Origin of the sequence: Amycolatopsis deserti, from assembly GCF_014653945.1 — a bacterium.
GTDB classification, from domain to species: Bacteria; Actinomycetota; Actinomycetes; order Mycobacteriales; family Pseudonocardiaceae; genus Amycolatopsis_E; species Amycolatopsis_E deserti.
Genome location: NZ_BNAU01000010.1, coordinates 184,769 through 201,557, shown reverse-complemented (window position 1 = coordinate 201,557; position 16,789 = coordinate 184,769). Strand labels below are relative to the sequence as shown.

18 protein-coding genes are annotated in these 16,789 nt (G+C 73.9%); 6 read left to right on the top strand and 12 right to left on the bottom strand.

Annotated elements, in window-relative coordinates; translation table 11 throughout:
* Positions 1 to 30 precede the first annotated feature (30 nt).
* Positions 31 to 699 (bottom strand): FadR/GntR family transcriptional regulator, encoded by a 669-nt coding sequence (locus IE290_RS33370; RefSeq protein ID WP_191248765.1) that lies wholly within the window; start codon positions 697 to 699, stop codon positions 31 to 33.
* 133 nt (positions 700 to 832) lie between these two features.
* On the opposite strand from IE290_RS33370, the gene IE290_RS33365 reads away from it, so the two are divergent.
* Both IE290_RS33365 and IE290_RS33360 read left to right on the top strand, forming a co-directional pair.
* Entirely contained in the window at positions 833 to 1,330 is a 498-nt protein-coding gene (locus IE290_RS33365; RefSeq protein WP_191248712.1) for a gluconokinase, read from the top strand.
* On the top strand, positions 1,327 to 2,700 hold the full coding sequence (locus tag IE290_RS33360) for a GntT/GntP/DsdX family permease (RefSeq protein WP_191248711.1): 1,374 nt from the start codon (positions 1,327 to 1,329) through the stop codon (positions 2,698 to 2,700). Before IE290_RS33365 ends, IE290_RS33360 begins: the two co-directional genes overlap by 4 nt.
* A gap of 51 nt (positions 2,701 to 2,751) precedes the next feature.
* Here the strand turns inward: IE290_RS33360 and nudC are convergent, their stop codons facing one another.
* From nudC to IE290_RS33335, 5 genes are read right to left on the bottom strand one after another with little or no spacing between them, the layout of a single operon-like run.
* On the bottom strand, positions 2,752 to 3,759 hold the full coding sequence (gene nudC, locus IE290_RS33355) for an NAD(+) diphosphatase (RefSeq protein ID WP_191248710.1): 1,008 nt from the start codon (positions 3,757 to 3,759) through the stop codon (positions 2,752 to 2,754).
* A complete protein-coding gene (locus IE290_RS33350; protein WP_191248709.1) occupies positions 3,756 to 5,138 on the bottom strand; it encodes a M16 family metallopeptidase in 1,383 nt (460 codons plus the stop codon). The genes nudC and IE290_RS33350 overlap by 4 nt, the downstream gene beginning before the upstream one ends.
* Positions 5,135 to 6,412: a M16 family metallopeptidase gene (locus IE290_RS33345; protein ID WP_229874861.1), complete on the bottom strand. Its 1,278-nt coding sequence runs from the start codon at positions 6,410 to 6,412 to the stop codon at positions 5,135 to 5,137. Before IE290_RS33345 ends, IE290_RS33350 begins: the two co-directional genes overlap by 4 nt.
* 19 nt (positions 6,413 to 6,431) lie before the next feature.
* Positions 6,432 to 7,703, bottom strand: a complete 1,272-nt coding sequence (locus tag IE290_RS33340; protein ID WP_191248707.1) for a DUF2207 domain-containing protein — start codon at positions 7,701 to 7,703, stop codon at positions 6,432 to 6,434.
* A 9-nt stretch (positions 7,704 to 7,712) separates the two neighbouring features.
* Complete coding sequence (locus IE290_RS33335; RefSeq protein WP_191248706.1) at positions 7,713 to 8,282, bottom strand: TetR/AcrR family transcriptional regulator; 570 nt, start codon at positions 8,280 to 8,282, stop codon at positions 7,713 to 7,715.
* A gap of 75 nt (positions 8,283 to 8,357) precedes the next feature.
* Here IE290_RS33335 and IE290_RS33330 point away from each other — a divergent pair, with 75 nt between their 5' ends.
* On the top strand, positions 8,358 to 9,068 hold the full coding sequence (locus tag IE290_RS33330; protein ID WP_229874860.1) for an SDR family oxidoreductase: 711 nt from the start codon (positions 8,358 to 8,360) through the stop codon (positions 9,066 to 9,068).
* Between the two features lie 43 nt (positions 9,069 to 9,111).
* Here IE290_RS33330 and IE290_RS33325 read toward each other — a convergent pair whose 3' ends face one another.
* Complete coding sequence (locus tag IE290_RS33325; RefSeq protein ID WP_191248764.1) at positions 9,112 to 10,098, bottom strand: RDD family protein; 987 nt, start codon at positions 10,096 to 10,098, stop codon at positions 9,112 to 9,114.
* A gap of 43 nt (positions 10,099 to 10,141) precedes the next feature.
* Here IE290_RS33325 and IE290_RS33320 point away from each other — a divergent pair, with 43 nt between their 5' ends.
* Genes IE290_RS33320 through IE290_RS33310 form a run of 3 tightly spaced genes read left to right on the top strand, consistent with a single transcriptional unit; the run spans position 10,142 to position 11,679 of the window.
* Positions 10,142 to 11,146, top strand: a complete 1,005-nt coding sequence (locus IE290_RS33320; RefSeq protein WP_191248704.1) for a stage II sporulation protein M — start codon at positions 10,142 to 10,144, stop codon at positions 11,144 to 11,146.
* Positions 11,147 to 11,192: 46 nt separating this feature from the next.
* Positions 11,193 to 11,405 carry a ribbon-helix-helix protein, CopG family gene (locus IE290_RS33315; RefSeq protein ID WP_191248703.1) on the top strand — a complete coding sequence of 71 codons (213 nt, stop codon included), beginning with the start codon at positions 11,193 to 11,195 and terminating at the stop codon, positions 11,403 to 11,405.
* On the top strand, positions 11,380 to 11,679 hold the full coding sequence (locus IE290_RS33310; protein ID WP_229874858.1) for a hypothetical protein: 300 nt from the start codon (positions 11,380 to 11,382) through the stop codon (positions 11,677 to 11,679). The genes IE290_RS33315 and IE290_RS33310 overlap by 26 nt, the downstream gene beginning before the upstream one ends.
* A 9-nt stretch (positions 11,680 to 11,688) precedes the next feature.
* On the opposite strand, the gene IE290_RS33305 is transcribed toward IE290_RS33310, so the two are convergent.
* From IE290_RS33305 to IE290_RS33285, 5 genes are read right to left on the bottom strand one after another with little or no spacing between them, the layout of a single operon-like run.
* Positions 11,689 to 12,984, bottom strand: a complete 1,296-nt coding sequence (locus tag IE290_RS33305; protein WP_191248702.1) for a DUF58 domain-containing protein — start codon at positions 12,982 to 12,984, stop codon at positions 11,689 to 11,691.
* Between the two features lies 1 nt (position 12,985).
* Positions 12,986 to 13,954, bottom strand: a complete 969-nt coding sequence (locus tag IE290_RS33300) for an AAA family ATPase (protein WP_191248701.1) — start codon at positions 13,952 to 13,954, stop codon at positions 12,986 to 12,988.
* A complete protein-coding gene (locus IE290_RS33295; protein ID WP_191248700.1) occupies positions 13,951 to 15,069 on the bottom strand; it encodes a DUF4350 domain-containing protein in 1,119 nt (372 codons plus the stop codon). Before IE290_RS33295 ends, IE290_RS33300 begins: the two co-directional genes overlap by 4 nt.
* On the bottom strand, positions 15,066 to 15,695 hold the full coding sequence (locus tag IE290_RS33290; protein WP_191248699.1) for a DUF4129 domain-containing protein: 630 nt from the start codon (positions 15,693 to 15,695) through the stop codon (positions 15,066 to 15,068). Before IE290_RS33290 ends, IE290_RS33295 begins: the two co-directional genes overlap by 4 nt.
* On the bottom strand, positions 15,692 to 16,699 hold the full coding sequence (locus tag IE290_RS33285; protein WP_191248698.1) for a hypothetical protein: 1,008 nt from the start codon (positions 16,697 to 16,699) through the stop codon (positions 15,692 to 15,694). The genes IE290_RS33290 and IE290_RS33285 overlap by 4 nt, the downstream gene beginning before the upstream one ends.
* Positions 16,700 to 16,789: the final 90 nt, after the last annotated feature.

Sequence of the window (16,789 nt, the reverse complement as noted above, 5' to 3'; positions counted from 1 at the left end):
GGCCCCCCGAAGTCGAATCCCGGCGTGAGACTACTGGAACTGCTGTGCCACCTCGTCGCGCGCCTGGACCATGATGTCCCGCATCGCGCGTTCGGCCCGGTCCGCGTCGGCGGAATCGATCGCGTGGGCGACCTCCAGGTGCAGCGCGACGGCCTCGGGCTGGGGTTCCGCCGGCATCAGGCCGTGCTCGGTCCGCCCGGTCAGCACCTCCGCCACCACCTCGGAGAGCTGCGTGAACATCGGGTTGCCCGACGCCGCCAGCACCAGGTGGTGGAAGTCGATGTCGTGCCCGAGGAAGGTGTGCAGGTCCCGCGCGTGTGCGGTGACCTCCAGCCGGGCACCCAGTGCACGCAGCCGTCCGCGCTCCTCGGGGGTCGCGCGGATCGCGGCGAAGCGCGCGGCGCTCGGTTCGACCGCCCACCGCAGCTCCATCAGGTTGCGCAGGGCCACCGCCCGCTGCTCGCTGTCCAGCTGCCAGCGGATCAACCGGGGGTCGTAGTGGTTCCAGTCGGCGCAGTCCCGCACGGTGACGCCGACGCGGCGTTTGCTCGTGGTCAGCCGCATCGCCTCGAGCGCGCGCACCACCTCGCGCGCCACCGTCCGCGAAGCGCCGTAGGTCTGTTGCAGCTCCTCCAGCCGCAGCACCGAACCCGGCGGCAGTTCACCACAGGCGATCGCGGTCCCCACCGCGTCGAGCATGCGCTCGTGCATTCCCTCGGCCACGTAGGTGACGCTAAACCACTGATTCGATTAAGTAGTACTTGTGGGTTGAATAAGTAGTACTTTTGCGTTGCACTGATCGAGTGACAGCGAGGTCTGAGGAGCGAAGCCAATGACGGTCATCGTCGTGATGGGTGTCGCCGGTTCGGGCAAGACGACGGTGGGTTCGGCGTTGGCCGAGCGCCTGGGCGTCGAATACGCCGAGGCCGACGCCTTCCACCCGCCGGCCAACATCAAGAAGATGTCCTCCGGCCATCCCCTGAACGACGACGACCGGTGGCCCTGGTTGCACGCCATCGCGGCGTGGATCTCCGAACACCAGCGCACCGGCGGTGTGGTGTCGTCGTCCGCGCTCAAGCGGCGCTACCGGGACGTGCTGCGGACCGGCGGGGACGTGTGGTTCCTGCACCTGGACGGCCCGCGGGACGTCCTGGCGGAGCGGATGCGCGGGCGGACCGGGCACTTCATGCCGGTGTCGCTGCTGGACTCCCAGCTCGCTGACCTCGAACCCCTCGAAACCGATGAGCGCGGCATGGTCGCCGACATCCTGGAATCCCCGGCGGCGATCCTGGACCGCGCGCTCACCGAGCTGGCAAAGGAGCAGCCGTGAGTACTCTCGCCGCCGCCTGGACCGGGACCGACACCCGGCTGGTCGTCGCGACGCTGGTCGGCATCGCCCTGATCGTGGTGCTGATCAGCAAGGCCCGCATGCACGCCTTCCTGTCCCTGATCATCGGATCGCTGGTGGTCGGCCTGCTGGGCGGGCTGCCGGTCGACAAAGTGATCAAGAGCTTTTCCAGCGGGGTCGGCTCGACCGTCGCGTCGGTCGGCCTGCTGATCGCGCTGGGCGCGATGCTCGGCAAGCTGCTGGCCGACTCCGGCGGGGCGGAACAGATCGTCGACACGATCCTGTCCCGCACCTCGTCGAAGGCGCTGCCGTGGGCGATGGCCCTGGTCGCCGCCCTGATCGGGCTGCCGATGTTCTTCGAGATCGGCCTGGTCATGCTGATCCCGGTCGTGCTGCTGGTCGCCAAGCGCAGCGGCAAACCGCTGATGCTGGTCGGCATTCCCGCCCTGGCCGGGCTTTCCGTGCTGCACGGCCTGGTGCCGCCGCACCCCGGTCCGCTGGCCGCGGCCGGCGCGCTGAACGCGAGCGTCGGCATCGTGCTCGGCCTCGGCCTGCTGGTGGCCATCCCGACCGTGATCATCGCCGGTCCGGTCTTCGGCAAGATCGCCGCGCGGTGGGTGCCCGAGGCCAAGGCGCCGGAGCACCTGATCCCGGCGGCCGGCGGAAGCGAGGACGTGCGCCGGCGGCCGAGCTTCGGCGCGACGCTGGTGACGGTGCTGCTGCCGGTGGTCCTGATGCTGGGCAAGGCGATCGCGGACATCGTCGCGAGCAGCGGGAACCCGGCGCGCCGCGTGCTGGACTTCGTCGGCGACCCGCTGATCGCGCTGCTCGCCGCCGTGGTGCTGGGCATGTTCACGCTGGGCCGCGCCGCCGGGTTCACCCGCGACCGGCTGGCGTCGACGGTCAGTGATTCGCTCGGCCCGATCGCCGGGATCATCCTGATCGTCGCCGCGGGCGGCGGGTTCAAGCAGATCCTGGTCGACGCGGGCGTCGGCAACGTGGTCACGCAGCTCGCCGAGGGGGCCAACATCCCCGCACTGCTGCTCGGCTGGCTGGTCGCGGTGCTGATCCGGCTCGCGACGGGCTCGGCGACGGTCGCGACGGTGTCCGCGGCCGGGCTGGTGTCCGGGCTGGCGGCCACCATGTCGCCCACCGAGGCCGCGCTGCTGGTGCTCGCGATCGGCGCCGGCTCGCTGTTCTTCTCGCACGTCAACGACGCCGGGTTCTGGCTGGTCAAGGAGTACTTCGGGCTGTCGGTCGGCCAGACGATCCGCAGCTGGTCGATCATGGAGACGGTGATCTCCGTGGTGGCGATCGTGATCATCCTGCCGCTGGGCGCGCTGCTCGCCTGAACCGGAACGGGCCTTCGGCGCACCATCGCGCCGAAGGCCCGTTCTTCGGCATCAGCCCCGGTCGGCGTACGCCCAGGCTTCCAGCATCACCCGCGCGATCGACGAGTTGCCCGGCAGGATCAGTTCGCTCGCCCCGCCCAGGATCGGCACCGGCTCGCCCTTCGCCTCGAACGCCGCGCGCACGTCGGCGCGGGGCACCCACAGCGCGGCCTCGATCTCGCCGTCGGCCGGGACCAGCGGGCGGGACGGGTCGGCCTTGGCGGTGAAGCCGAGCATGATCGAGCGCGGGAACGGCCACGGCTGGCTGCCCAGGTAGCGCACGTCGTGGACGTCGGCGCCGACCTCCTCGCGGATCTCCCGCACACAACAGCCTTCGAGCGACTCGCCGGCCTCGACGAACCCGGCCAGCACCGAGTACCGCCCGGGCGGCCAGACCGGCTGCCGCGCCAGCAGCACGTGCTCGCCGTTGACGCCCTCCTCGTCGTGCACCAGGCAGATCACCGCCGGGTCGGTGCGCGGGTACTCCTCGCGGCCGCACGCCTCGCACTGCGACGCCCACCCGAACTGCACCAGCCGCGTCGGGCTGCCGTCGCGCACGCAGAACCGCGCCTGCCGGTGCCACACCCGCAGCGCCTGGGCCGTGGTGAACAGCCCGGCCGCCGTGTCGTCCAGCTGGTCGCCGTACGCGCGCAGCGTCACCCACAGCTCGCCACCGGCCCGGGGCACCTCTTCGGTCACGCCCCAGCTGCCCGGCATCCCGACGAGCTCCGGTTCGCCCTCCGGCTCACCCGGCAGCGCCCAGTAGTCGACGCCCTGCCACTCGCCCAGGAACACCGCCTCGGTGGGCGGCTCCTCGCCGAACGCCAGCGCCTTGCGGGTCGCCAGCACCGCCTCTCCCTCGCGGACGGGCGTCCGCAACTGCTTGTCCAGCAGCATCACCTGCGCGTCCGGCCACCGGGTGCGCAGGCGCTCCGGGTTGGTCCGCAACATCTCCTGCCGGTCCACAGTGGACCGGGACAGGGTCGGCAGGCGGCCCAGCGTGAACGGTGCGACGGTCACTTCCCGGGCTCCCCCACGACGACGCCGCCGAGCGCGGTCAGCTGCGGCGCGAGCGTCTCGGCGTCGCCCACCACGACGCCGGTGAACCGGGTCGGGGCGAAGAAGTCGAGCGCCGCCTGCGCGACCTCGTCGACGGTGACCGCGGCGACCCGCTCGGGGTGCTCGGCCAGCCACTCGGTGCCCAGGCCGGCCGCGGTCAGCGCGGCGAGCTGGCTGGCCAGCCCGGCCTGCGAGGACGTCGCGGTGAGCAGCGAGCCGACGGCGTACTGGCGCACCGACTCGACCTCCTCGGCCGACGGCGGCACGACCGTGAGCCGGCCCAGCTCGTAGCGGGTCTCCAGCAGCGCGGCGGCGGTGACCTCGTTCGCGGTGTCCGCGTCGACCCCGACCGTCGCGGTGGTGCCGGTGAACTCGAACCCGGAGTGCGCGCTGTAGGTGTAGCCCTTGTCCTCGCGGATGTTCTCCACCAGACGCGAGGAGAAGTAGCCGCCGTAGGTCAGGTTCGCCAGCTGCAGCGCGGCGTACCGCGGGTCGGTGCGCGGCAGCGACTCCGCGATGAGCCGGATCTGCGACTGCACCGCCCCGGCCCGCGGCACCAGCAGCAGGTCACCGCCGGTCACCTCGGGCAGGCCGGGCATCGGCACCGCGGACGCCTCCGACGACCAGCCGGCCAAGGCGCGCTCGACGTCCCCGGCGATGCGCTCCGGGTCGATGTCGCCGACGATCACCAGCACCGAACCACGCGGCAGCACCGCGGCGGTGTGCAGCGCGCGGACCGCCTCGGGCGTGACCTGCTCGACGTCGGCCGCCTGCGGCACCTCGCGGGTGGCCGGGTGGTCGCCGTAGACGTGCCGGAGCAGCGCCTCGCGGGCGATGACCCGCGGCTGCGTGCGGGACACGGCCAGCCGCTCGACCAGCCGCGCCGACTCGCGCGCCACCTCCTCGTCCACATAGGACGCCGCGGTGAGCGCGTCGGCGAGCACGTCCAGCAGCGTCGGCAGGCCGGTGGCCAGGCCGTTGCCGGAGATGGTCAGCCGCTCCGGGTCGACCACGGTGTCCAGCTCGCCGCCGATCAGCGCCAGCTCGGTGTCGATCTCGATGCGGTCGCGCCGGGCGGTGCCGGTGAGCATGGTCTCGGCGAGCACCTCGGCGGTGGCCGCGTGCAGCGGCGCGGTGCCGCCGAACGGGATCCGCAGGCGCAGCTCGACCAGCGGCACGGTCGGCTTGCGCACCGCGAGCAGGCGCAGGCCGTTCGACAGCACGGTGTCCACATGGGACAGGTCCGCGGCGGCCTTCTGGGCGCCGAGCTCCGGGACCGGGCGCGGCCCGGTGGCGGTGCGGCCGATCTCCTCGGCGCTGCGGTGTCCGGCGGTAGTCACTTGGCTCCCCCTTCGGGCTCGACGAGCAGGACCGCGCGCGAGTCGGGCCGCAGCGCCTTGGCGGCGGCGGCCACGTCTTCACTGGTGACGGCCGCCATCCGGTCCGGCAGCCGGGACACCAGCGTCGGGTCCCCGTAGAGCAGTTCGAACGCGCCGAGCGACAGCGTCCGGGACATCAGCCGGTCGTGCTCGGCGTGCAGGCTCGCGCTCCAGCGCGCGGTGACCTTGGCCAGTTCCTGGGCGTCCGGCGGCGTGGCCGCCAGCTTCTCCAGCTCCTCGTCGATCGCGGTCAGCACCCGCTCCGCGGAGACCTCCGGCGAGTGGATCGCGGTGATGGAGAAGGTGTCCGGGTCGCGCGCCTCGAACGGGCCGAACAGGCCCGCGCCCGCGCCGATGTCGGTGACCAGCGGCTCGCGGTGCACCAGCCGCTGCTGCAGCCGGGAGCCGTCGCCGTCGGTCAGCACCCCGGCCAGCACCAGGTTGGCGAGGTAGGCGTCCAGCTCGCCGACCGGGTCCGGCATCCGGTAGCCCACGGCCAGCGCGGGCAGCGGCGCGTGCGGGTCGGTGTGGTTCCCGCGGACCTCGCCGGACGGCGGCGGCTCGGCGAACGAGCGCTTCGGCGGCGCCGGGCGGTGCGGCACGTCGCCGAAGTGCTTCTCGATCAGCTCGCGGGCCCGGTCCGGGTCGACGTCACCGGCGACGGTGAGCACCGCGTTGGCCGGCGAGTAGTAGGTGTCGAAGAAGGCCGCGCAGTCGTCCAGGCTGGCCTGCTCCAGGTCGGTGAAGTCGCCGTAGCCGTTGTGCGCGTTGGGGAACGTCGAGTACAGCACCGGCGGCAGGAGGATCCACGGGAACCCGCCGTAGGGCCGGTTGAGCACGTTGAGGCGGATCTCCTCCTTCACCACGTCGATCTGGTTGGCGAGGTTCTCCTTCGTCAGCTTCGGCGCGCGCATGCGGTCGGCCTCGAGGAACAGCGCGCGCTCCAGCGCCGCCGAGGGCAGGACCTCGTAGTAGTCGGTGTAGTCCGGGTGGGTCGACCCGTTGAAGGTGCCGCCGCTGGACTGCACGAGCTTGAAGTGCGCGAGCTTCTCCAGGCTTTCGCTGCCCTGGAACATCAGGTGCTCGAACAGGTGGGCGAACCCGGTGCGCCCTTCCGGCTCGGAGCGGAAGCCCACGTCGTAGTGCACGGCGACGCCGACCACCGGAGCGGTCGGGTCCGGCGCGAGCACTACGCGCAGGCCGTTGTGCAGGGTGAAGCGGGAGGTCTCGGCCATGCGCCCCACCATACGGCCATCACGGGGCCGGGGTCCGCCGACGGTCCTGCAGCGCGACCAGGAATTCACCGAGAGCGAACGCGGTGTCCGGCGCCGGCCGCCCGAGGGCGAGCGCGTAGGGGACGAACCGCTCACCGGCGGGCAGTCCGGCCGGGTCACGCAGGCGGCGCTCCAACGTGCGGCCGCGACGGGTGAGCGTGGGGAGGAACCGCGCGCCGAACGTCAGCGCCTGCCCAGCGAGGGTGAGGATCACGCCGAGTTGCGCGTAACCGACGGTCAGGGCGAGCACGATCGTCAGGAACAGGCCGTAGCAGGTGATCCGGATGCCCGCCCGGCGCGCGCGCCCGGGCGGCCGGAGCCAGCCGCGGCGGATCGCGTCGGCTGCCAGGGCCGCCGTGGGGTCCTCGCCGGCCAGGACGCGGCGCTCGAACGCGGTGAGCCGGTCGTCGGGCGGGTGGGTCGGTGCGGCGTCCGCGCCGAGGTAGCCGCGGATCGCGAGGTCGACGGCGGTGACGACCGCCGGGTTCTCGTTGCGGAGCAAGGCGATGTGGCCGGGCAGGACGCCGTCCGGGGTCGCGAACGGCTCCGCGGTGAACCCGGCGGGCAGGGGCTCGCGGTCGCGGCGGATGAGCAGGAGGGACACCGCCCCGGCGAGGAGCAGGAGCCCGAACGCGATCCACGCCCAGGCGACGGGTGCGGTCAGGACGAACGCGCCGGCGAGCGTCCTGGCCGGTTGGACGCGGGCGTTGGCGGGGACGGTGCCGGGCGGGAGGTCGACCGCGATGTCCAGCGTCTGGCCCGGGCCGAGGCGCTGCCCGGAGAACCGGGTCAGCCCGGTCTGGTCGTTCTGGGCGGCGGCGCAGCCGCTGCAGCGGACGCCGATCGCGATGCGCGGCGCGGCGAAGCTCGCGCGGACGAGGGTGCGGGCGGTGTCCCAGCCTTCCAGGGTCCAGGTGACCTCGAGCCGGTCACCCGCATCCCGGACCGCACCGTCCACTGTGTACCGGACGATCGAGGTGCCGGGGTTCAGGCTGAGGGTGACGGCATCGTCGCGCCGCTCGGCCGAGCCGGAACCCTCGAGGCTCAGGTCGCGGAGGGTGTAGACCTGGTCGCGATCGCCTCCGGCGGGCGTGCGCAGCGGGATGGTGCGGGTGGTGCGGGCGCCGACGTCGATCGCCTCGACGACCGACAGCGAGCCGTCGGGCTGGAGCCGCAGTTCGACCTCGGCGCTGTTCGGCAGGGTCGGCAGCGGCGGGGTGAGGAGCAGGAGGGCGGCGCACAGCCATCGCACCCGCGCAGGTTAGCGGGCGAGCAGGCGCGCGATCGCGGCGGTGATGTCGGCGGCGAGGCGGTCGTCGACCGGGGCGTGGCGGCTGAGCAGGCGGTACCACATCGTGCCGAACGCGAAGTCGACGACGAGCGGGAGCGGGACGTTCTCGGCGAGTTCGCCCGAGTCGACGCCGCGCCGGAGGATCTCGCGCAGGGCGTCGCGGCGGGGGCCGATGACCGTGCCCTGCAAGCGGGCGGACAGGTCGTCGTCGGTCTGGGCGTCGGCCATCAGGCCGATCAGCGCCGGGCCGGTGATCTCGTGGGTGAGTTCGAAGGTGCGGACCAGCACGCGCTCGACGTCGCGCAGCGTGTCACCGGTGTGCCGGTCGAGGTCGGGCTCGCGGGTGCGCAGGTCGATGAGGGCGTCGAGGAGCACCTGGGCGCGATCGGGCCACCAGCGGTAGACGGTCTGCCGCCCGACGCCGGCCTCGTCGGCGATCGCCTTGATCGTGACCTGCTGGTAGCCGTCCCGGTGGCAGATGCGCAGGGCGGTGTCCAGGATCGCGCGCCGGGCCTCTTCGCTGCGGGGGCGTCCTCTCATGCGCGGCACTTTACAAGACACCGTGCCTCGGATATGTTTTCGGTGCACACTGTCTCGAAATTGAGGAGAGAGATCGTGACCGAACGAGTCGTGATCCTGGGTGGCACCTCCGGCATCGGGCTGGCGACCGCGCACCGGATGGCCGACAGCGGCCGGGAGGTGATCGTGACCGGGCGCGACGCCGGGAAGCTCGACGCCGCGCTGGCGAAGCTGGGCGACGCACGGGGTGAGGTCGTGGACGCGCGGGATTACGCGGCGCTGGAGGCGTTCTTCGGGTCGACCGGGCCGGTGGACCACCTGGTCGTCACCGTCACCGGGGCGCCCGGGACGACGGCGTTCGCCGACCTGACGATGGACGGCGTGCGCGAGGGCGTGGACGGGAAGCTGGTGCCGCACACCGCCGCGGCCCGTGCGGCGCTGCCGGTGCTGCGGGGTTCGCTGACGTTCGTGACGGCGGCGTCGGCCGGGGCGGCGATGCCCGGGACGGCCACGCTGGCGGCGGTGAACGCGGCGATCGAGGCGATGGTGCCGGTGCTGGCGGTGGAACTGGCGCCGGTGCGGGTCAACGCGGTGTCGCCGGGCGTGGTCGACACGGCGTGGTGGGACTTCCTGGACGCCGACACGAAGGCGGCGACGTTCGAGGCCATCGCGGCCGGGCTGCCGGCGCGCCGGGTGGGCACGCCGGACGACATCGCCTCGGCGATCGCGTTCCTGACGGACAACACGTACACGACCGGAGTGGTCCTCCGCGTGGACGGGGGCGGACGCCTGGCGTCGGCGGCCTGATCAGCGGGGCGGGGCGCGCCGCTGATCAGCCCACAGCGGAAGCTCAGCTCGGCGGCGCGAATCCGCGCGGCGGCGTCGGCTCACCGGGCTCCGCCGGTGGCGGCTGCGATGCCGGTGGAGCAGCCACCGGCGTCTGCGGCACGGGAACCTGCGGCGCCGACGCGCCTGGCGTCGGCTCGCCCGGCGCCGCCGGTGGCGGCGCGGACGTCGGCTGCGGCACCGCCACCGGCGCCTGCTGCGGCACCACCACCTGCTGCGGCACCGCCGGCGCGCCCGGCGCCAGCGGCCAGCCGGGCGCTCCGGCGTACCCGCCGGCCCGGCGCCGCCGCTCCGCGAGCACCGCCTGCAGGTACGCCCACGGCGGCACGCCCCACGGCGGCGGCGTCCCGATTCGCGCCGCCACGTCCTGGGCCAGCTGGTGGCCCAACGGTTCCCGCGCCCGGTCGCTCAGCTCGGCGTACCGCGCCAGGTACTGCCGCGCCATCAGGGCCAGCTCGTCGCTCAACCCGGTCAAGTCGAGCTGCGCCGCCCAGCCGGCCAGCGCGGGTGGCATCGCGATGTTCGGCGCCACCGTCCGCGCCGCGCGTTCCCGGATCACCACCGTGCCCGCCAGGTAGTCCCCGACCCGCTTGGACCGCGGCGAGAACAGCGATACGAACAACGCCACCGCACTCCACGCCAGCACCGGTCCGAAGTCGACGATCGCGCCGGCCAGCGCCCGCGTCAGTGCCTGCCGGAAGCGGACCGGGCCACCGTCGTCGCGCACGACGCGCAAGCCCATGGCCATCTTGCCGAGCGTGCGGCCACGGCTGAGCGTCTCGAACAGCACCGAGTACCCGACCCGCACGAGCACGAAGAAACTCAGCGCCAGCGCGGCGAACAACGCCTCGTCGGTCACGCCGGACACCGACAGCGCCAGCATGAAGAGCACGAGCGCGGCGGCCTGCACCGCCACGTCGATCGCGAACGCCGCGGCCCGGCTGGCGACCTGCGCGATCGGCAGCTCCAGCACCACGGCCTCGCCGGTCACCAGATCGGGTTCGCCTGTCACGGGCTCACTGTAATCTGCCCCCATGGACGTGGACCTGTTCGTCGCGGCCCACCGCGCCGAATGGGCCCGGCTGGACCAGCTGCTGGCCGCCCGCAGGCTGACCGGGCCGGAGGCCGACGAGCTGGTCACCCTCTACCAGCGCGCCGCCACGCACCTGTCCGTGGTGCGGTCCTCGGCGCCGGACCCGGCCCTGCTGTCCTGGCTGTCGTCGCTGGTCACGCGCGCCCGCTCGGCGGTCACCGGCTCGCACACGCCGGCCTGGCGCGAGGTCGGGCTGTTCTTCGCGCAGCGCTTCCCCGCCGCCGTCTACACGACGGTCCGGTGGTGGCTGCCGACCGCGCTGGTGGCGATCGTGGTGGGCGGGCTGATCGGCGCGTGGATCGCGTCCGACCCGCAGGTGCAGGCGAGCATCGCGGCGCCGGAGGCCATCCGCGCGCTCACCGAGCCGGGCGGGCGGTTCGAGACCTACTACTCCAGCAACCCGGCCGCCTCGTTCGCCGCGCAGGTGTGGACGAACAACGCCTGGGTCGCGGCGGTGTGCCTGTTCTTCGGGGTGCTGCTGGGCATCCCGGTGCTGGTCGCGCTGTGGCAGAACGCGCTCAACGTCGGGCTGTCGGCCGGGTTCATGGCCGCGGCCGGACGGCTGGACGTCTTCTTCGGCCTGATCACGCCGCACGGGTTGCTGGAGCTGACCGCGGTGTTCGTCGCGGCGGGCACCGGTCTCCGTCTGGGGTGGACGGTCGTCAACCCGGGACGGCGGTCCCGCGCGGTGGCGCTGGCGCAGGAGGGCCGGGCGGCGGCCGGCATGGCGCTCGGGCTGGCGTGCGTGTTGTTCGTGTCGGGCGTGATCGAGGCGTTCGTGACGCCGTCCGGGCTGCCGACGTGGGGGCGGATCGCGATCGGCGTCGCTGCCGAAGTGCTGTTCCTGGTGTACGTGTTCGTCCTCGGGCGGCGGGCCGTGCGGGCCGGGGTCACCGGCGACAGCGCCGCGCGCGACCGCGGTGACCTGCTGCCCGAGGCCGGGTGACACGCCGCTGCCCGGGATTGTCGGTGGCGCGTCCTATGGTGACAGGATGCGGCTGGAGCTTTCCGATGACACGTACGCCCAGGTGAGGGCCCTTGCCGAGGCGGCGGGCCAGTCCGTGGACGAGTGGGTCCGGGCTGCCGTCGAGCGTGAGGCGTACCGGCAGCTGTGCGAGCAGCAGGCGCGGTGGAACGCCGAGCACCCCGAGCAGGTGCGCGCCGCCGCGGACGACTGGCGTGCCCGTGGCTCTTCGGCCGCGTAGGGGCCAGATCTGGACGGTGTCCGGCGGCTCGCGGCGGGTGCTGGTCTTCTCCGGCAACATGCTGAACGACATCGACGACGAGCACGTGGTGACGATGGAGGTCATCGAGCACGCCGTGCCGCTGAGCGTGGCCACCGGCGCCGGCGGGTGGGTGCGGTACACGTGGCTGGACCACGTGCCGAAGGAGTCCCTGACGCGCCAGGTCGGCGAGGTGCCGGAGGAGCTGATGCAGCGGCTCAGCACGCGCTTGTTCATGGTGATCGCCACGGACTGAGCGGGTGGCCTACAACCGTCCGGTGGCCTTCAGCTCCAGGTACCGGTCGGCCAGCGCGGGCGCCAGCTCCGCCGGCACCGCGTCCACCACCTCGACCCCGCGCTGCGCCAGCAGGCTGGTCACGTGCCGCCGCTCCGCCAGGGTCCGCTCGGCCGCCGCCGCCTCGTAGACCGCCTCCGCGTCGCCGCGGGCGCTGGCCATCGCGGCCACCGCCGGGTCCGCCACGCCGGCCACCAGCAGCTGGTGTCGTCCCACCACGGACGGCAGCACCGGCAGGAGACCCTCCTCCAGCGGCGCCGCGTCCAGCCCGGTCAGCAGCACCACCAGCGACCGCCGCCGGGCGCGGCGCAGCACCTGCGCCACCATGCCGCGCGCGTCGGTCTCCACGAGGCTCGCCTCGAGCGGCGCCATCGCGTTCACCAGGCCTGGCAACAACTCCGCGGCCGCGAGCCCGCGCACGTCCGCCCGCACCTGCCGGTCGTAGGCCAGGAAGTCGACCCGGTCCCCAGCCCGGGACGCCAGCACCGCCAGCAACAACGCCGCGTCCATCGCCGCGTCCAGGCGCGGCACGTCGCCGACCCGGCCCGCCGACGTCCGCCCGGTGTCCAGCACCAGCAGCACCCGCCGGTCCCGCTCCGGCCGCCACGTCCGCACCATCACGTCCGCCGCCCGCGCCGAAGCCCGCCAGTCGATCGACCGCACGTCGTCGCCGATGACGTACTCCCGCAGCGAGTCGAACTCCGTGCCCTCGCCCCGCACCAGCGCCGCCTGCCTGCCGTCGAGCTGCTGCAACCGCGCCAGGCGCGACGGCAGGTGCTTGCGGCTGGTGAACGGCGGCAGCACCCGGACACCGCCCGGCACCTGGTGCGACCCCTGCCGCCCGGCCAGCCCGAGCGGCCCCAGCGCGCGCACGGTCACCCGCGCCGGCGACCGGTCGCCCCGCCGCACCGGAGTCAGCCGCACGACGACCGACCGCCGCTCCCCGGCCGGCACCGCGATCCGGAACCGGTCCTGCTCCACACCGGCGCTCGGCGGCCACGCGTCCCGCAGCACCCCGCGCAGCGGACGGGATCCCGGGTTCGTCACCGACAGCGTCACCTCGACCGTCTCGCCGAGCCGCGCCGCGCTCGCCCCGGACCGCGCGAACACCAGTCCCCGCACCGAAGCCGCGAGCACCAGGTCCACGACGACACCGAGCGCGATCACGCCGAGCACCGCGAGCACCCCCGTCCACGACGGCACCCCGAGCGCCACCACGACGATGCCCACGAGCGCCAGCAGGCCGGCCCGGCCGGTGATCGCCATGTCAGCGCGGGACGGGGACGGTGGCCAGCACGCGCTCGATCACGCCGTCCGCGGTCGCGCCCTCCAGCTCGGCCTCCGGACGCAGGTCCAGCCGGTGCCGCAACGCCGGCCGCGCAAGCGCTTTCACGTCGTCCGGGGTCGCGAACGCACGCCCGGACAGCCAGGCCCAGGCCCGCGTCGCGGCGAGCAACGCGGTGGCACCGCGCGGGGACACGCCGAGCCGCACCGACGGCATCGCCCGCGTCGCGCGGCACAGGTCGACGATGTAGCCGAGCACCTCCGGCCCGACGGTCACCCCGGCGACCGCGGCCCGCGCCACCGCGAGCTGCTCCACCCCCGCGACCGGACGCACCCCGGCCGCGGACAGGTCACGCGGGTCGAACCCCTGCGCGTGCCGGGCCAGCACGCCGATCTCGTCCTCGCGCGTGGGCAGCGGCACGGTGAGCTTGAGCAGGAACCGGTCCAGCTGCGCCTCCGGCAACGGGTAGGTGCCCTCGTACTCGACCGGGTTCTGGGTGGCGATGACGATGAACGGGTCCGGCAGCGGGCGCGGCCGCCCGTCCACCGACACCTGCCGCTCCTCCATCGCCTCCAGCAGCGCGGACTGCGTCTTCGGCGGGGTGCGGTTGATCTCGTCGGCGAGCAGCAGGTTCGTGAACACCGGCCCCTCGCGGAAGGAGAACTCGGCCGAGCGCGAGTCGTAGACGATCGAGCCGGTGACGTCGCCGGGCATCAGGTCGGGCGTGAACTGGATGCGCGTGGTGTCCAGGTCCAGCGCCGTCGCCAGTGCCCGCACCAGCAGCGTCTTCGCCACCCCCGGCACGCCCTCGACGAGCACGTGGCCGCGGCACAGCAGCGCGATGATGAGCCCGGTGACCGCGGCGTCGTTGCCGACCACCGCCTTCCCGACCTCGGCGCGCAACGCGACCAACGCGTTCCGGGCGTCCGAAGTGGTGTCCGTGCTGGTCAACTGATCTCCCTCTCGATGCGGTCCAGCTCGTCGGCGAGGCGGACCAGACCGGCGTCGTCCCCCGGCGCGGGACCGTACAGAAGCTCCCCGACGGCCGCGCCGGGCCGTCCGGTGCGGGCCGCGGCCGCGGCGACCACGGCCGCCGGTTCCGCGCCCGCGCCGAGGCCGAGCAGCGGCCGCATCCGGCCGATCGCCGCCTGCCGAAGCGTAGCCGCGGCATGATCGGCCGCGCCCGCGCGGCGGTAGAGCCGGGCGCGGCCCTCGGTCGTCTCGGCGGCGCGCACGACGACCGGCAGCTGTTCGGTCACGACCGGCCCGAGCCGCCGGGCGCGCCACAACGCGAAGAGCACCGCGGCGACGCCGAGCTGGATGGCGCCGAACAGCCAGGGCCGCGGGATGAGATCGGTGAACGACCGCGCCCCGAGCCCGGCGCCGGTGTCGCCCGGCGTGGGCACGTACCAGACGAGCGTCGCGTGGCGGCCGAGCAGGCGCATGGTCAGCGCCGCGTCGCCCACCTCGTCCAGGCGGTCGTTGGTCATCGGGGTGCCGTCGCCGAGGATGGTGGTGGTGCCGCGGTCGCCGGGCAGCTGCAGCAGCGTGCCGTCGTAGCAGCCGCGGGCCCGGCCGTGTGCCTCGTAGGTGAAGCCGCCCAGCACGGCGTTGCCCGCGGCGACCGCGCCCGCGACCGTGCACCCGGGCTCGCGCGCCGACGGCTCGACCTCGCCGCTGACCACCACACCGGGCACCAGGATGTCCAGGACCGGATCGCCGGGGCCGACCAGCACCGCGTCGGTCGCGCGGGACCGCAGCGCCGCGAGGCGGCCCGGTTCGACCGCGTCCGGACCGGTGACGAGCAGCGTCGCCTCGCCCCGCAACGCGGCTTCGGCCTCGGCGTAGGTCCGCGCGGGCACGATCCGCACGCCCTGCTGTTCGAGCAGCCGCGCCAGCGCGCGTGATCCGCCAGGCTGGACGGACTCGGGGTCGAGCGACCCGCGTTGCTGCCCGGCCGAGCCGAGCAGCACGACCACCGCGCCGATGAGCACGATCACCGCGATCACCAGCGGAGCGCGGGCCGCCCGCCAGATCCGGCGGGCGTCGGGAGCCACACTGGTCACGCCGGCACCTCGGGACGGCTCCGGCGGACCAGGTCGTCGAGGCCGGCCAGGCGGTGGTAGTCCTCGGCGGTGGCCGGGCGGCCGCCGTAGTGCACGGCGTCGAACAACTCGGCGCCCTGCCGCAGGGCGTCCTGGGCCGAGGGCAGGCGCGCGCCGGCTTCGCGCGCGGCCTCGTCCGCCGTGCGCCCGGCGCGTTCGTCGAGCACTCCGCGTTCCTCCAGCGATCGGACCACGGCGCGGAAGCGGTCGCGCACCGCGGCACCGGGATCGCCGGCCGCGAACGCCTGCTCGGCCGCGTCCCGGTAGTCCTGTGCGGTGCGCGTGCGGTCGGCGAAGACCACGCCAGGGCGGCGCGCGGCCCGGGCGAGCGGCCCGACGCGCAGCCGCACCACCACGATCACCAGCACCAGCACCGCGATCAGCACGACCACGCCGAACCCGCCGCCCGGCACCACGTTCGCCGCACCCTCGACCAGGTCGGCGAGGCGCTCGGCGAGCCAGCCCACGGCGCGGTCGAACCAGCTCGGCTGCGCGAGCGCGTAGGCGGGGTCGGACAGCTCGGCCTCGGCGGCGCGGCGGGCGTCGTCGGCGTCGATGACGACCGGGACGTCGGCGAGCCGGATCAAGCCGTGCCCGCCGCCCGCGCCAGCTGGAGGTCCATGCCCTCCTTGCGCATGCGCTGGTCGATGTAGAGCAGGGCGGTCGTGTTCGCGGCGAACGGTTGCACGATCGTCTGCGAAATCACCTGTCCCACGGCGATGATCAGCAGCGCGCCCCAGCCGGACGGCACGGCCTCACCAGTCAGCACGTCGGTGCCGCCGGCACCGAGGCTGAACGGGATGTCGATCAGGTAGGCCAGCACCGAGGCGATCAGCCCGGCCAGCAGCAGGATGCCGAAGCACCGCCACCACGAGCCGGACACGAGGCTCGCCGAGCGCTTCAGCGACTGCCCCACGCGCGCACGCTCCAGCACCAGCGCCGGAGTGGTCAGACCCAGCAGGGTGTAGAGCCAGATGCCGGGGACCACGCACAGCAGCGAGCCGACAGCGACCGCGATGACGTAGATGATCGTCGCGCCGAGCAGCGGCAGGAACCGCGGCCGCGCCTCGGCCATCGCCTCGCCGAACGTGACCGGCCTGCCGAGCACGGCCTTGCCGATGACCACGGTCAGGAAGCCGGACAGGAAGGTCTGCGTCAGCACGGTGATGATCACCGACACACCGATGACGATGGCACTGTCGCCGAGGGCCCGGAGGGCGGCGTCCTGGACCTGCTGGTCGGTGGCGGCGGGGCTGAGGTTCTGCAGGCTCTGGAAGTCCGGCAGCAGGTAGCGGCTGGCGAGCAGCTGCAGCACCGCGCCGATCACCGCGACCACGGCCGACGAGCCGAACACGAGCGCGGGGTGACGGCGCATGGTGGTGATGGCGCCGTCGAGGATCTCGCCGACCGACAGCGGGCGGAGCGGGATCACGCCGGGCTTGCCGTAGCCGGGCCGCGGTCCCCAGCCCTGCTGCTGGTAGGGCGCGCCGGGCGGCGGCGGGGCAGGCGGGATCGGGTTCCCGGCGGGAGGCGTCTTGTCGTCCGGCCGGTCCTTCGGATCGGGGCCGGTCCAGCCTCCGGTGTCGCTCATCGGGTCTTCTCCAACTTCCTGCGGGTCGCTTCGCCGCCCACTCTCGCAGAGCGGTCCGGCACCGGCCACGGGTGGCACGCCGCCGCCGCC

Coding starts and splice junctions, on each gene's coding strand:
- IE290_RS33370 (WP_191248765.1), bottom strand. CDS start 699: ATGCTCGACGCGGTGGGGACCGCGATCGCCTGTGGTGAACTGCCGCCG.
- IE290_RS33365 (WP_191248712.1), top strand. CDS start 833: ATGACGGTCATCGTCGTGATGGGTGTCGCCGGTTCGGGCAAGACGACG.
- IE290_RS33345 (WP_229874861.1), bottom strand. CDS start 6,412: ATGGCCGAGACCTCCCGCTTCACCCTGCACAACGGCCTGCGCGTAGTG.
- IE290_RS33335 (WP_191248706.1), bottom strand. CDS start 8,282: ATGAGAGGACGCCCCCGCAGCGAAGAGGCCCGGCGCGCGATCCTGGAC.
- IE290_RS33320 (WP_191248704.1), top strand. CDS start 10,142: ATGGACGTGGACCTGTTCGTCGCGGCCCACCGCGCCGAATGGGCCCGG.
- IE290_RS33315 (WP_191248703.1), top strand. CDS start 11,193: ATGCGGCTGGAGCTTTCCGATGACACGTACGCCCAGGTGAGGGCCCTT.
- IE290_RS33305 (WP_191248702.1), bottom strand. CDS start 12,984: ATGGCGATCACCGGCCGGGCCGGCCTGCTGGCGCTCGTGGGCATCGTC.
- IE290_RS33285 (WP_191248698.1), bottom strand. CDS start 16,699: ATGAGCGACACCGGAGGCTGGACCGGCCCCGATCCGAAGGACCGGCCG.